The 13223-nt window shown below is 65.0% G+C and carries 13 protein-coding genes; 9 read left to right on the top strand and 4 right to left on the bottom strand.

What is annotated here, in order from left to right; translation table 11 throughout:
- Positions 1-112 precede the first annotated feature (112 nt).
- From rpsM to ACVI1L_RS38040, 6 genes are all read left to right on the top strand, one after another.
- Positions 113-481 (top strand): 30S ribosomal protein S13, encoded by a 369-nt coding sequence (rpsM, locus tag ACVI1L_RS38065; protein WP_057019544.1) that lies wholly within the window; start codon positions 113-115, stop codon positions 479-481.
- A gap of 114 nt (positions 482-595) precedes the next feature.
- Positions 596-985: a 30S ribosomal protein S11 gene (gene rpsK / locus ACVI1L_RS38060; protein ID WP_006021048.1), complete on the top strand. Its 390-nt coding sequence runs from the start codon at positions 596-598 to the stop codon at positions 983-985.
- 119 nt (positions 986-1104) lie between these two features.
- Positions 1105-2136, top strand: coding sequence for a DNA-directed RNA polymerase subunit alpha (locus tag ACVI1L_RS38055; RefSeq protein ID WP_035631062.1), 1032 nt, complete (start codon positions 1105-1107; stop codon positions 2134-2136).
- A 162-nt stretch (positions 2137-2298) separates the two neighbouring features.
- Positions 2299-2715, top strand: coding sequence for a 50S ribosomal protein L17 (gene rplQ, locus ACVI1L_RS38050; protein ID WP_028339307.1), 417 nt, complete (start codon positions 2299-2301; stop codon positions 2713-2715).
- 288 nt (positions 2716-3003) lie between these two features.
- A complete protein-coding gene (locus tag ACVI1L_RS38045) occupies positions 3004-3798 on the top strand; it encodes an SDR family NAD(P)-dependent oxidoreductase (RefSeq protein WP_456785180.1) in 795 nt (264 codons plus the stop codon).
- An 18-nt stretch (positions 3799-3816) separates the two neighbouring features.
- Positions 3817-4101 carry a DUF1330 domain-containing protein gene (locus ACVI1L_RS38040; protein ID WP_456785179.1) on the top strand — a complete coding sequence of 95 codons (285 nt, stop codon included), beginning with the start codon at positions 3817-3819 and terminating at the stop codon, positions 4099-4101.
- On the opposite strand, the gene ACVI1L_RS38035 is transcribed toward ACVI1L_RS38040, so the two are convergent.
- From ACVI1L_RS38035 to ACVI1L_RS38025, 3 genes are all read right to left on the bottom strand, one after another.
- Entirely contained in the window at positions 4102-5229 is a 1128-nt protein-coding gene (locus tag ACVI1L_RS38035) for a hypothetical protein (RefSeq protein WP_456785178.1), read from the bottom strand.
- 53 nt (positions 5230-5282) lie between these two features.
- A complete protein-coding gene (locus tag ACVI1L_RS38030; RefSeq protein ID WP_456785177.1) occupies positions 5283-6362 on the bottom strand; it encodes a phosphotransferase in 1080 nt (359 codons plus the stop codon).
- A 188-nt stretch (positions 6363-6550) separates the two neighbouring features.
- On the bottom strand, positions 6551-7564 hold the full coding sequence (locus tag ACVI1L_RS38025) for a zinc-binding alcohol dehydrogenase family protein (protein WP_456785176.1): 1014 nt from the start codon (positions 7562-7564) through the stop codon (positions 6551-6553).
- Positions 7565-7682: 118 nt separating this feature from the next.
- Between ACVI1L_RS38025 and ACVI1L_RS38020 the strand changes: the two genes are divergently transcribed.
- Positions 7683-8063 carry a winged helix-turn-helix transcriptional regulator gene (locus tag ACVI1L_RS38020; RefSeq protein ID WP_456785175.1) on the top strand — a complete coding sequence of 127 codons (381 nt, stop codon included), beginning with the start codon at positions 7683-7685 and terminating at the stop codon, positions 8061-8063.
- A gap of 352 nt (positions 8064-8415) precedes the next feature.
- On the opposite strand, the gene ACVI1L_RS38015 is transcribed toward ACVI1L_RS38020, so the two are convergent.
- On the bottom strand, positions 8416-10014 hold the full coding sequence (locus ACVI1L_RS38015; protein ID WP_456785174.1) for an OprO/OprP family phosphate-selective porin: 1599 nt from the start codon (positions 10012-10014) through the stop codon (positions 8416-8418).
- 345 nt (positions 10015-10359) lie between these two features.
- On the opposite strand from ACVI1L_RS38015, the gene ACVI1L_RS38010 reads away from it, so the two are divergent.
- Entirely contained in the window at positions 10360-11718 is a 1359-nt protein-coding gene (locus tag ACVI1L_RS38010; RefSeq protein WP_092090135.1) for a DegQ family serine endoprotease, read from the top strand.
- The gene (locus ACVI1L_RS38005; RefSeq protein WP_057015492.1) at positions 11715-13049 is read left to right on the top strand and encodes a replication-associated recombination protein A; all 1335 of its coding nucleotides are present in this window, start codon (positions 11715-11717) and stop codon (positions 13047-13049) included. The genes ACVI1L_RS38010 and ACVI1L_RS38005 overlap by 4 nt, the downstream gene beginning before the upstream one ends.
- Positions 13050-13223: the final 174 nt, after the last annotated feature.

The raw sequence follows: 13223 nt of genomic DNA, 5'->3' as shown, positions 1-13223 counted from the left end.
CCCGAAGGACATGAGGGGAGGGCGTCGTGTTCGCGTTTGTGAACACAAGCCCGAGAGAGCAAGAACTTGAGAAGCCCGAATCCGTGATGGATCGGCGACAGGAGAGAAGTCCGTGGCCCGTATTGCCGGCGTCAACATTCCTACCAACAAGCGCGTCCTGATCGCGCTTCAGTACATCCATGGTATCGGCCAGAAGAACGCGGCCGACATCATCGAGAAGGTCAAGATCCCGCTGGACCGTCGCGTCAACCAGCTGACCGACCAGGAAGTCCTGCAGATCCGCGAAGTGATCGACCGCGACTACCTGGTCGAGGGCGACCTCCGTCGCGAGGTCGGCATCAACATCAAGCGGCTGATGGACCTCGGCTGCTACCGCGGCCTGCGTCATCGCCGCGGTCTGCCGGTGCGCGGCCAGCGCACCCACACCAATGCGCGCACGCGCAAGGGGCCGGCCAAGGCGATCGCCGGCAAGAAGAAGTAAGTTTTGCGAATTGCAGGTGGGGAGTAGCGAATGGAAATTCGCTACTCGCCATTTGCGTTTTGAGGTGTAGCCGCTGGCACTACGGCGGCGTCGAGATCACAGGAAAGGTTTGAAATGGGCAAGGAAGCCACCCGCGTACGCCGCCGCGAACGCAAGAACATCGCCTCCGGCATCGCGCACGTGAATTCGTCGTTCAACAACACGACCATCACCATCACCGACGCGCAGGGCAACACCATTGCCTGGTCGTCGGCCGGCACCATGGGCTTCAAGGGCTCACGCAAGTCGACCCCCTATGCCGCGCAGGTCGCGGCGGAAGACGTCTCCAAGAAGGCGCAGGAACACGGCATGCGCACGCTGGAGGTTGAAGTGGCCGGCCCGGGTTCGGGCCGTGAGTCGGCGCTCCGTGCGCTGCAGGCTGCGGGCTTCACCGTCACCTCGATCCGCGACGTGACCACCATCCCGCACAATGGCTGCCGTCCGCGCAAGCGTCGGCGCGTTTGATCTGTAAGTCGCGGGCGGCCTCTGGCCGCCCTGTGATGGTTTTTGGAATTGACCGCGCGGACTGATCCGCGATCTCCAACGCCGGGTTCGGCCATTCGATTTGGCCCTGTGACCGGCAAATGGGTGAAACAGTGACGATCCAGAAAAATTGGCAAGAACTCATTCGACCGAACAAGCTGCAGGTGACGCCGGGCTCGGACGCGAGCCGGTTCGCCACCGTGGTCGCCGAACCGCTCGAGCGTGGCTTCGGCCAGACGCTCGGCAACGCGCTGCGCCGCATCCTGTTGTCCTCGCTGCAGGGCGCGGCGGTGCAGTCGGTGCATATCGACGGCGTGTTGCACGAGTTCTCCTCGATCGCCGGTGTCCGTGAAGACGTCACCGACATCGTCCTCAACATCAAGGACATCTCGATCAAGATGCAGGGCGAAGGCCCGAAGCGCATGGTCGTGAAGAAGCAGGGCCCGGGCGCCGTCACCGCCGGCGACATCCAGACCGTCGGCGATGTCACGGTGCTCAACCCCGACCTGCAGCTCTGCACGCTGGACGACGGCGCCGAGATCCGCATGGAGTTCACGGTCACGACCGGCAAGGGCTATGTCGCCGCCGAGCGCAACCGTCCCGAGGATGCTCCGATCGGCCTGATCCCGGTCGACAGCCTGTTCTCGCCGGTCCGCAAGGTCTCCTACAAGGTCGAGAACACCCGTGAGGGCCAGATCCTCGACTACGACAAGCTGACCATGACTATCGAGACCAACGGCGCGATCACGCCGGAGGACGCGGTGGCCTACGCCGCGCGCATCCTGCAGGATCAGCTCAACGTGTTCGTCAACTTCGAAGAGCCGCGCAAGGAAGTCACGCAGGAGATCATCCCCGATCTCGCGTTCAACCCGGCGTTCCTCAAGAAGGTCGACGAGCTCGAGCTGTCGGTGCGTTCGGCAAACTGCCTGAAGAACGACAACATCGTCTACATCGGCGACCTCGTGCAGAAGTCGGAAGCGGAAATGCTCCGCACCCCGAACTTCGGCCGCAAGTCGCTGAACGAGATCAAGGAAGTGCTGGCCCAGATGGGTCTGCACCTCGGCATGGAAGTGCCGGGCTGGCCGCCGGAGAACATCGACGAGCTCGCCAAGCGCTTCGAGGATCACTACTAAGCTTTGGTCATTCCGGACGTCGCGAAGCGGCGATCCGGAATCTCGAGATTCCGGGTTCGGCTCTGCGAGCCGCCCCGGAATGACGTCCGGGCGAACGCAGGATGCCCACCTGCAAAACTTGTCGCTGAACCACCGCGGCAGAATTGAAGAAGGAAGAAGTCAATGCGTCACGGCAAGGTTCATCGGAAGCTCAACCGCACCGCCGAACACCGGCGTGCGATGTTCGCCAACATGGCGGCCGCGCTGATCAAGCACGAGCAGATCGTCACCACGCTGCCGAAGGCCAAGGAGCTGCGGCCGATCGTCGAGAAGCTCGTCACCCTCGGCAAGAAGGGCGGCCTCGCCCTGCGCCGCCAGGCGATCTCGGAGCTGCGCGACGTCGACCAGGTCAAGAAGCTGTTCGACACGCTGGCGACCCGCTACAAGGACCGCCAGGGCGGCTACACCCGCATCATCAAGGCCGGCTTCCGCTACGGCGACAACGCGGCGATGGCCGTGATCGAGTTCGTCGACCGCGACGTCGACGCCAAGGGCCAGGATTCCGGTCCGACCCAGGACAAGGAAGCCGAGGCGGCGTAAGCCCCGCCTAGAGTCAGTTTTGAAAGCGGCGCCTTCGGGCGCCGTTTTTATTTGGTGGCCACGTTCCATCCCCGTCGTCCTGGCGAAAGCCAGGATCCATTACCCCAAATCCAAATTGTTGCGCGACGCTGGGGCTCAAATCCTTCTCATAATCACCTGCGGTGGTAATGGGTCCTGGCTTTCGCCAGGACGACGAGGTGTGTTCTGCTTCCTCACGCATCGGTGAGATGCAATTGCGGCGCTGCATGCCGCGCCCGATATGTCCATCGACATCAATGGAGATGACAGATGAAAATCGACCTTTCCGGAAAGACTGCGCTGGTGACCGGCTCGACCGCGGGCATTGGCAATGCCATCGCAAGGGGGCTGGCCGAGACCGGCGCCGAGGTCGTCGTCAACGGCCGCGGTCAGGCCAAGGTCGATGCCGCGATTGCCGCGATCACGAAGGCGGTAGCCGGCGCGAAGCTCCGCGGCATTGCCGCCGACGTATCGAGCGCTGCCGGTTGCAAGGCGCTGCTCGCGGCGCTGCCGGACGTCGACATCCTCGTCAACAATGCCGGCATCTTCGAGCCGAAGCCGTTCTTCGACATTCCCGACGAGGACTGGAGCCGCTTCTACGAGGTCAACGTGATGTCGGGCGTGCGGCTGTCGCGCGGCTACATGCAGGGCATGCTGAAGCGCAACTGGGGTCGCATCGTCTTCATTTCCTCGGAGTCCGGCCTCAACATTCCGACCGAGATGATCCACTACGGCATGACCAAGACCGCGCAGCTTGCGATCGCGCGCGGCCTCGCCGAGCTGACCAAAGGCACCGCCGTGACCGTCAACTCGGTGCTGCCCGGACCGACCATGTCCGAAGGCGTCGAGACCTTCGTCAAGGATCTCGCCAAGCAGAACGGCCAATCGGTCGAGGAGGCTGCCTCCAACTTCGTCAAGCAGCACCGGCCGACCTCGCTGCTGCAGCGCTTTGCCAGCACCGAGGAGATCGCCAACCTCGTGGTCTATGTCTGCTCCAAGCAGGCATCCGCGACCAACGGCGCCGCGCTGCGCGCCGAGGGCGGCATCGTCAACACGATCGCATGAGGCCGCACGCCGGCCTATGTGATCTCCGAAGTCGAGATGCGCGACGTCGCGGGGTTCGAGGCCTATCGGACGCTGGCGGCGAACACCATCGCACAATTTGGCGGGCGCTACGTCGTGCGCGGCGGCACAGTCGAGGTGGTGGAGGGCGGTCCACCACCGAACGCGATCGTCGTCGTCGAATTTCCGACCATGGCGCGCCTGCGCGAATGGTACGCGTCACCGGAATACGCCGAAGCGTTGAAGCTTCGCGCAACCGCGCTGGAGCGACGCCTTCTGTTCGTCGAGGGCGTACCGCCGATCTAGCTATCCCTTCGCGCCGTCGAGAAACTCGCTGAAGCCTGCGGGACGGTAGGGACCGAAGCAAATCTGTTCCAGCACGCCAATTCCGGTCTGGCCGCCCTGGCGGGCGCGGACCACCTGCTGCACGTGCACATTCTCGCGGGCCAGCGGGTCCAGCGTCGATGGATCGAACGACTCGCCGCCGATCTCGAGCTCGCCCTTCCACATGCCCTGGCCCCACTGCGGATGGCCGTAGCCGAGGCCCTTCATCTGGAATTTGAGGATCGGGTGGAGCGCGATGGTCGTGGTGTGGCCGTCGATATCGACGAGGTCGATTTCAGCCGACTGCGCGAGCCGGGTGTGCGGCACGTATTTGACGCGATGCCGCGCGGTCGCCATGCGGCGGTCGAGGCCGTCGACCACGCCGGGAATCTCGGCCTCGCATCGGTAGAGCGGCGCGGTGATGCCCTCGCGGACCAGCGCCTCGCCCTGCGTCCCGTCGAAGAAGATCGCGTGCGAGATGTGGTCGTCCCAGACCAGCGGCGCCCAGAGGAAGAACACGCTCGGCGGCGGCATCGGCGCGCCTCCGACGTCGCGTTCGCCGACATTGCGCACGCCCCAGGAGCGATCCTTGGTGCCGTAGCAGGTGCGATCGTCGACCTTGATCCCGCCGTCGGGGTGGCTGATGACACCGCTCCAGCGGCCGAACTGGTCGAACCGGGTCGAATCCATCGCGCGGCGGCCGCCCGACCAAAGCGTCTGGCGCGCTTCCTGGATCGCGGCGGTGCGCGCGGAGAAGGTCAGGTCGCAGGCAAGGCCCGTCGCATTGTCGTCGAGCACGACCCGGGTCCGCAGCATCGGCTCGAGCACTTCGAGCCTGAACGGACCGATCTGCATCTCGGTGCGCTCGAGCGGGGCGCGCCGCGAGCCGTAAAAGCAGTGCTGCCGTCCGCCGCGTTCCACGACGCTGAAGGCGCAATCGAGGATCTTGCGGTGCGGGTAGATCGCAATGCCGATCCCGAAATAATACGCGCCGTCGGCGGTGTAGCCGTTGAACCAGGTCCGGTCATAGACATTGCGGTCGCTGGTCGAGGGAACCGCGATCGGCTCCGGCGTCTGGTGGATGGGGAAATCGTCCAGTTTGTTGAGCACGCCGATCCCTTTCGATGTCCTGACGCGTTGTATCCACTTTGCTCGATAGCGCGTCAGTCCTGCCAGTATGAAAAGCTGTCGTGGTCCAGGGCTTGCGCGCAGGCGCCGCGGGTCATTTTCAGGAACAGCGCGTCGCCGCGCTCGGAGCGCTGCACGCTGAGCGCGGAGACGACGCCCATCATGATGCCATGCAGCGTGTAGCGCCGATAATCCCGCCAGCAACGATCCCAGTCATAGTCCCGCACGCCGCGCCGGATCAGTTCCGAATGATAGAACCGCACCAGGTCGGCTTCATGAAGCCGCCGTTCGATCGGGTCGATGCCGGCCGAGAGGAAATAGGCGACGTCGACGATTCCCGGGCCCACTGTCAGCGTCTGCCAGTCCAGCGTCGCCATCGGATGGGTATTGCCGCGAACGTCGAACAGCATGTTGTCGAGCCGGAAATCTGCGTGCTGCAGCGTTCGCTGCGCCGATCGATCGGACTGGTAGCGCAATAGCGCGTCCGGAAGCCGGTCGATCAGATCAAGGAATTCCGGCTCGATCACGCCGCGATATCGCTCCTTGTAGTGACCGATGATGCCGGGCAGCACCGAGCGAAGGTCTCTGCGCCGGCTTGCGGCCATCACGAAGCATTGCACCGCATCGAGGCTCGGGTCATTCCATCGCGGCGCATGCAACGCCGCGGCCTCGGTCATGGCCATCTGGCTGTCGGCGATCGAGCATCCGGCGAGCTGATCGCCCGGACGTGCGGGCGCGAGGTCCTCCAGGATCAGGGTGAAGTCGTCGGTCGCCGGATCGATTTCGGCAAGAATCGGCCGCGGGGTGTGAATGGCAACGGTCGCCGCCAGCTCGCGATAGAACGCGACCTCGCGGACGTAAAGCGTGTGCGCGGAACCGGAGCGGCGGCTGTCGGGATCTGCGGCAGGGAATTTGCCGACGACGCTCACGGGAGCGTTCGGCTCGTCACCGTCATAGGTCAGTCGAAATCGATAGCTGTCGCCGACGAGGCCATTGCCGACCGGCTTGCAGGCGAGGTCGACGACCCTGACCTCGTCGATCACACCGGCTTCGCGCAGCGCCCGCGTCATCCACTCCGGATCGATCCGCGACGGATCGGCCGTGAGCAAATTCATCGGTTTCCTCCCATCCCCGTGGGCGTCACCACCGCTCCGGCCGCGTCTTGCGCAGTTGGATTGAGGACGGGGTGATCGTTGCGCAAATCATACAGGCGCTGGCGGCTTTGGCAAAAGCCACCCGCCGGCCTGTGGGGATATCATGCCCGGGATGTTGCCCGGGCATGAGGAAGCGGACGTGAGGAGCCTTACCAGCCCTCGAGCACGATCTTGCCGCGTGACTTGCCGCTTTCCAGCAGAGCGTGGGCGCGCTTGAGGTTGGCGGCGTTGATGGTACCGAAGGTCTGGTCGAGCGTGGTGCGCAGCACGCCCTTGTCGATCAGGTCGGCGACATCGTTGAGCAGATGATGCTGCGCGATCATGTCGGGTGTCTGGAACGAGGAGCGCGTGAACATCGATTCCCAGTGCACCGAGACCGCCTTGCCCTTGAACGCGGCGACGTTGAATTCCGGCGGATCGTCGATCAGGCCGAACTTGCCCTGCGGCGCGATGAAGTCGGCGATCGACTTGTAGTGCTGGTCGGTGAAGGTGAGGCTGGCGACGAGGCCGACCGGCGGCAGCCTCAAGCTCTCGATCTGCTCCTTCATCGGCTGCGAGTGGTCGATCACCGCATGGGCGCCGAGATCGCGGCACCACTTTTGCGACTCCGGCCGCGTTGCTGTCGCAACCACGGTCAGTCCGGTGAGGCGGCGCGCAAGCTGGATCAGGATCGAGCCGACACCGCCGGCGCCGCCGGTGATCAGAAGCGTGCGCGGATCGAGGCTCTTGCCCGGCACCGCGCCGAGCCGGTCGAACAGCAGCTCCCACGCGGTGATCGAGGTCAGGGGCAGGGCGGCGGCCGGCGCGAATGACAGCGACGCCGGCTTGTTGCCGACGATGCGTTCATCGACCAGATGAAATTCCGAATTGGTGCCCTGGCGCAGGATCGAGCCCGCGTAAAACACCTCGTCGCCGGGCTTGAAGAGCGAGACGTCGGGCCCGACCGCGTCGACCACGCCGGCCGCGTCGAAGCCGAGGATCTTGTATCCGCCGTCGGTCGGCGCCGCGCGCTTGCGCACCTTGTAGTCGACCGGATTGGCCGAGATGGCCTTCACCGCGACGCGGATGTCGCGCCCCTTCGGCTCAGGCTTGGCGATCTCGAAATCGACGAGCGAATCCGCCGCCTCGATCGGCAGCGATTTTTGGTATCCGACGGCCTTCATGCCTGGTCTCCGTGGTGGGCGATTGCCTGCCGATTAACTGTCGCGCTGGCGTCCATTTGGCAAGTACTGTAAAAACAGGGAACTAGTCCCTGTTTGTATACTATTGGGAAAATACTGCATGAAACGGAAGAATTTCGCGCGCCGGCCGGGCTGCGCGGTCGAGGCGGCGCTCGACCTGATCGATGGCAAATGGAAGGGCGTGATCCTGTATCATTTGCAGGCCGGCACCCAGCGCTTCGGCGAGTTGCGGCGGCGGATGCCCGGCATCACCCAGCGCATGCTGACCAAGCAGCTGCGCGCGCTCGAGGACGACGGCCTCGTGATCCGCAAGGTCTATGCCGAGGTGCCGCCACGGGTCGAGTACACGCTTTCCGAACTCGGCGAGAGCCTGCGCCCGGTGATCGATATTCTGAAAGCCTGGGGCGAGGGCCATCAGGAGCGGCTGTCCTGCGCGGCGGCGCCGGAGGTCATTGTGAAGAAGTCGAAGCGCGCGGCCTGAAAGCATGTTCGCGCGACGCGCTCCGCTTCACCTCGCCCTGCGTGCGGGGAGAGGCATAGGCCGCCTACGGCGGCCGTTCTCAAGAACGCCGAAGCGGTGCTTCGGCTATGACGCATCGTCAGATGCGTTCCGGGTGAGGGGGAGCCTCAGCAAGCGCAGCTGCTGCCGAATACGCGGAGAGGGCCCCTCCCCCCAACCCTCTCCCCGTAAGAACGGGGAGAGGGAGCGCGGCGCCGTCCTGGTCAATATTCGACCGATCTCATTCAGCTAGAAACGCGTGAACCAAACGCTCGATGAAAACGGCCGGAGCGATGCCCCGGCCGTCTATGAGTTGGTCTCAGCTCCGATCGCCTCAGAACGCAACCTGCGTACGCAGCGCGACCGCGTCGAACTTCGAGCCGACGTCCGCAGCCGAGGTCGCCGAGGCCTGCTTGGCGATATCGCCGTGCAGATAGTTCAGCATGAAGCGGACGTTGTTGTTGACGTACCAGTTCAGCGCGGCGGTGTAGACGGTCTGCCGTCCACCCGCGATGCCGACCGCCTGCGCGATCTGATCGTTGAGGTCCATCGTGCTGACGCGGCCGGCGATTTCCCAGGCGCCCCAGCCGCCGCCGGCGAGCGAGAACGGATCATGCGGCTTGATCCCGCTATAGGAGGCCGTCGCCGGGTTGTAGGCGTGGTTCTCGCCGGTCAGCACATAGCCGACCTGCGCGTAACCGCCGTCGAACTTCAGGCTCGGCGCGCCGAACGGCGGCAGTCCGGTGTTCGCGGAGCGGTCGACATTGAACCAGTAATATTCGCCCTGCGCGATGAACGGGCCATAGGTCGCCGCCGCCTCGACGCCGTAGACCTGCGCGCCGGAGACATTGGCGATCGCACCGGTCGAGATCAGCGTGGTCGGATCGATGCGCAGCTCGGGCCGGTCGCTGAGCGTGAGCGTCTGCGCCTGCGTGAGCTGGTTGCGCGGCGGCTGCACCAGCCATTCCGCATCGGCGCCAATGTGCACCGAATAATTCTTGCCGCTGATCGGATTGCCGGCAACGCGGATGACCCCGCCATACTGCTCGGACGTGCCGGCCGGCGAGGCGGAGGACGCGGAGTGGATGGCGCCCGACGTCGGTCCGGTGACATAGCCGCCGATCCAGAACTGGTCGTTCCACCAGCGGGTGCCGGCGGCCGAACGGAAGTCACCGGCGGCGATGTTCTGTGCGATGATGCCGACCGAGGCGCGCTCCATGAACAGGATGTCGTTGGAGCTGGTCGCTTCGTCGAGTGTCCACGGCACGTCCATGATGCCGCCTTCGATCGCCATCTTGCCGCCGAACGGCTTGAAGCCGGTGTAGCTCAGATACGCGTTCTCGATGCCCGAGGTGCCGCCGCCGGGCAGCGATCCCGGCGCCGCGCCGCCGAAGCCGTCGGACGAGCCGCCGAAATCGTAGATCAGCGAGTAATTCCAGTCACCGAAGAACTTGCCGACGATGCCGATGCGCGCGCGGCGGACGTTCTCGCCGCTGTCGAGCTTCTGCGGTGAGGTGCCTGCGGTGTTCGGGCGATAGTCGTAGCCGCCGACATCCCAGTGCACGCGGCTCGTGATCGCAACGCAGTTCTGTTCGTCCGCGGTGCAGATCGTCGGCCGGTTGTTCGGCATCGTCACCACGACGCCGGACGGCGCGACCGGGCCCTTCACCGGGATCGCGGCGTTGGCGGTCGCCACCCGCGCGGCCTTGGCATCCGCCGCCTTCGCATTGGCGTTTGCGCTGGCTGCGCTTGCGGTATTGGCGTTGGTCTGCTTCTGCAGTTTGTCGAGCTTCTGCTCGAGCATCTTCAGCTGCTGCTTCAGCAGCGCGATCTCCGTATCGCTGCCGCCTCCGGCCGATTGCGAATAGGCCGGCGAGGCGGCAAGCGCCCCTGCCAGGCCTATGGCGATTGCACTGACTTTTGTTGCACCCATTGTGCACCCCCGTTGTGTTTGAATTCCCCACTCACTCACTGAACGGTCCTAGGAGCGTATCGTGACTGACGCACGACAGTGCTTCCGGGCATCGCAGTTCCGCTTGTGGTCCGCAGGCAACAAGCGGAGCGGCGCAGCGAGATGACAGCCATCATAGAAGCTTGGCGGCGCGCTTCAACGCGGCCGCTGCGGGTTGTGCACCGGTACGGCGGGGGGCCAGTTATCCGGCCGGGCGCCCTTCAATTGCCCGGCGAACACGCCTATATTCCGGCGTTTCCACGAGAGGTGAGAATGCTCCGACCTGTCCGCTTTGCTGCCGTATCCGCTCTGTGCACGTTGGCCTTCATGGGGAATCTTTCCGCAGCCGCGGCGCAGGACCGCCGCGTGCCGTCCTCGCAGGCCGAGCTGCAATTGTCCTATGCGCCGATCGTGCAGCGGGTGCAGCCGGCGGTGGTCAATGTCTACGCCGCCAAGACCGTGCAGAACCGCAATCCATTTCTGGATGACCCGATTTTTCGCCGGTTCTTCGGCGTGCCGGGACAGCAGCCCGAGCAGATGCAGCGCTCGCTCGGCTCCGGCGTGATGGTCGATGGCTCCGGCCTCGTAGTCACAAACAATCACGTGATCGAGGGCGCCGATCAGGTGAAGGTCTCGCTCGCCGACAAGCGCGAATACGAGGCCGAGATCGTGCTGAAGGACAGCCGTACCGACCTCGCGGTGCTGCGCCTGAAGGACACCAACAAGGAGAAGTTCGCGACCCTCGACTTCGCCAATTCCGACCAGCTGCAGGTCGGTGACGTCGTGCTCGCGATCGGCAATCCGTTCGGCGTCGGCCAGACCGTGACGCACGGCATCATCTCGGCCCTGGCGCGCACTCAAGTCGGGATCACGGATTATCAATTCTTCATTCAGACCGACGCCGCGATCAATCCCGGCAATTCCGGCGGCGCGCTGGTCGACATGACCGGCCGGCTCGCCGGCATCAACACTGCGATCTTCTCGCGCTCCGGCGGCTCGCAGGGCATCGGCTTTGCGATCCCCGCCAACATGGTGCGCGTCGTGGTGGCCTCCGCCAAGAGCGGCGGCAAGAATGTGAAGCGGCCATGGCTCGGCGCGCGGCTGCAGGCGGTGACGCCGGAGATTGCCGAGACGCTCGGGCTGAAGCTGCCGTCTGGCGCGCTGGTCGCCAACGTCGCGCCGAACAGCCCGGCGGCGAAGGCCGGACTGAAGCTCTCCGACCTGATCGTCGGGATCGACGGCACGCCGATCGACGATCCCAACGCGTTCGACTACCGCTTCGCGACCCGTCCGCTCGGCGGCAACGCGGAGATCGAGGTGCAGCGCGCCGGCAAGCCGGTGAAGCTCACCATACCGCTGGAGACCGCGCCCGACACCAACCGCGACGAGATCGTGCTGACCGCGCGCTCGCCGTTCCAGGGCGCGAGGGTCGCCAACATCTCGCCGGCGCTGGCCGACGAACTGCATCTCGACGCCGGTGCCGAGGGCGTGGTGGTGACTGATCTCGCCGGTGACGGCACCGCGGCCAATGTCGGCTTCCAGAAGGGCGACATCATCCTCGCGGTCAACAACGAGAAGATCGTGCGGACCAGCGACCTCGAGAAGGCATCGAAGACGGGGACGCGGGTCTGGCGCATCACGCTGGTGCGCGGCGGCCAGCAGATCAACGTGACGCTCGGCGGATGAGCCCCAAGCAACCGCGAGAGGCCGGCAACCTCTTTGCTGCGGCGGGGATGGAGCAGGACGCGCCGCACCCGCTGCCGGACCGGCTGCGTCCGCGCACGCTGGCCGATGTCGTCGGCCAGGATCACATCCTCGGCCCTGACGGCGCGCTGACGCGGATGCTGGAGACGCGCACGCTGGGCTCGCTGGTGTTCTGGGGACCGCCCGGCACCGGCAAGACCACGGTGGCGCGGCTTCTGGCCGACGCCACCGAGCTGCATTTCGAGCAGATCTCCGCGGTGTTCTCCGGCGTCGCCGATCTCAAGAAGGCGTTCGATGCCGCGCGTGCACGCCGCGAGACCGGCAAGGGCACGCTCCTGTTCGTCGACGAGGTGCATCGTTTCAACCGCGCGCAGCAGGATTCCTTCCTGCCCGTGATGGAGGACGGCACGGTGGTGCTGGTCGGCGCCACCACGGAGAACCCGTCCTTCGAGCTCAACGCGGCGTTGCTGTCGCGCGCCCGCGTGCTGGTGTTTCACTCGCTCGATACGGCGGCGATCGAGAAACTGTTCGCCAATGCCGAGAAGATCGAGGGCAAGCCGCTGCCGCTCGATGCCGAAGCCCGCGCCGTGCTGGTGCGGATGGCCGATGGCGATGGCCGCGCCTCGCTGACATTGGCCGAAGAGGTCTGGCGCGCCGCCCGCAAGGGCGAGGTGTTCAACGCCGAGCAGTTGCAGGCCATCCTGCAACGCCGGGCGCCGATCTACGACAAATCGGCCGACGGCCATTACAATCTGATCTCGGCGCTGCACAAGTCAGTGCGCGGCTCCGATCCGGATGCGGCGCTGTATTATCTCGCGCGCATGTTCGATGCCGGCGAGGATCCGCTGTTCCTGGCGCGGCGCGTGGTGCGCATGGCGGTCGAAGATATCGGCCTTGCCGATCCGCAGGCGCTGGCGGTGTGCAACGCCGCCAAGGATGCTTACGATTTCCTCGGCTCGCCGGAGGGTGAGCTCGCGATCGCGCAGGCCGTGGTCTATCTCGCCACCGCGCCGAAATCGAACGCGGTCTACACCGCGTTTGGTGCTGCGATGCAGACCGCAAAGCAGGGCGGCTCGCTGCTGCCGCCGAAGCACATTTTGAATTCGCCGACCAAGCTGATGAAGTCGGAGGGCTACGGCTCCGGCTATCAATATGATCACGACATGCCGGACGCATTCTCCGGCCAGGACTATTTCCCGGAAGCGCTGGGCCGCCAGACCTTCTACGATCCGCCCGACCGCGGCTTCGAACGCGAGATCCGCAAGCGGCTGGATTACTGGCAGCGGCTGCGCAAGGACCGGGGCGGGAGCTAGGGCAAGACGAGATTGGGCCGTGGTCGCGAATAGCGCACGTTCCCACCTGCGGCGCGGGCAGGGAACGCTTGCGTAACTTCGGAATATTAGAAATATATTCCTGATTTGCCCGACGTGTCAAGTTGCTTGGTGCCACGCCGATCGCCGCCGGCTCCTTTGCATGGGGTTGTTTTC

Source organism: Bradyrhizobium sp. USDA 4516, assembly GCF_054055915.1.
Note: the sequence above shows the minus strand (reverse complement) of the source record. Positions and strands in the feature narration are given on the sequence as shown.

What these genes read in the sequence shown, in the direction of transcription:
- rpsK (WP_006021048.1), top strand. Translation starts at nt 596, where the DNA reads ATGGGCAAGGAAGCCACCCGCGTACGCCGCCGCGAACGCAAGAACATC.
- ACVI1L_RS38055 (WP_035631062.1), top strand. Translation starts at nt 1,105, where the DNA reads ATGGGTGAAACAGTGACGATCCAGAAAAATTGGCAAGAACTCATTCGA.
- rplQ (WP_028339307.1), top strand. Translation starts at nt 2,299, where the DNA reads ATGCGTCACGGCAAGGTTCATCGGAAGCTCAACCGCACCGCCGAACAC.
- ACVI1L_RS38045 (WP_456785180.1), top strand. Translation starts at nt 3,004, where the DNA reads ATGAAAATCGACCTTTCCGGAAAGACTGCGCTGGTGACCGGCTCGACC.
- ACVI1L_RS38030 (WP_456785177.1), bottom strand. Translation starts at nt 6,362, where the DNA reads ATGAATTTGCTCACGGCCGATCCGTCGCGGATCGATCCGGAGTGGATG.
- ACVI1L_RS38025 (WP_456785176.1), bottom strand. Translation starts at nt 7,564, where the DNA reads ATGAAGGCCGTCGGATACCAAAAATCGCTGCCGATCGAGGCGGCGGAT.
- ACVI1L_RS38020 (WP_456785175.1), top strand. Translation starts at nt 7,683, where the DNA reads ATGAAACGGAAGAATTTCGCGCGCCGGCCGGGCTGCGCGGTCGAGGCG.
- ACVI1L_RS38015 (WP_456785174.1), bottom strand. Translation starts at nt 10,014, where the DNA reads ATGGGTGCAACAAAAGTCAGTGCAATCGCCATAGGCCTGGCAGGGGCG.
- ACVI1L_RS38010 (WP_092090135.1), top strand. Translation starts at nt 10,360, where the DNA reads ATGGGGAATCTTTCCGCAGCCGCGGCGCAGGACCGCCGCGTGCCGTCC.
- ACVI1L_RS38005 (WP_057015492.1), top strand. Translation starts at nt 11,715, where the DNA reads ATGAGCCCCAAGCAACCGCGAGAGGCCGGCAACCTCTTTGCTGCGGCG.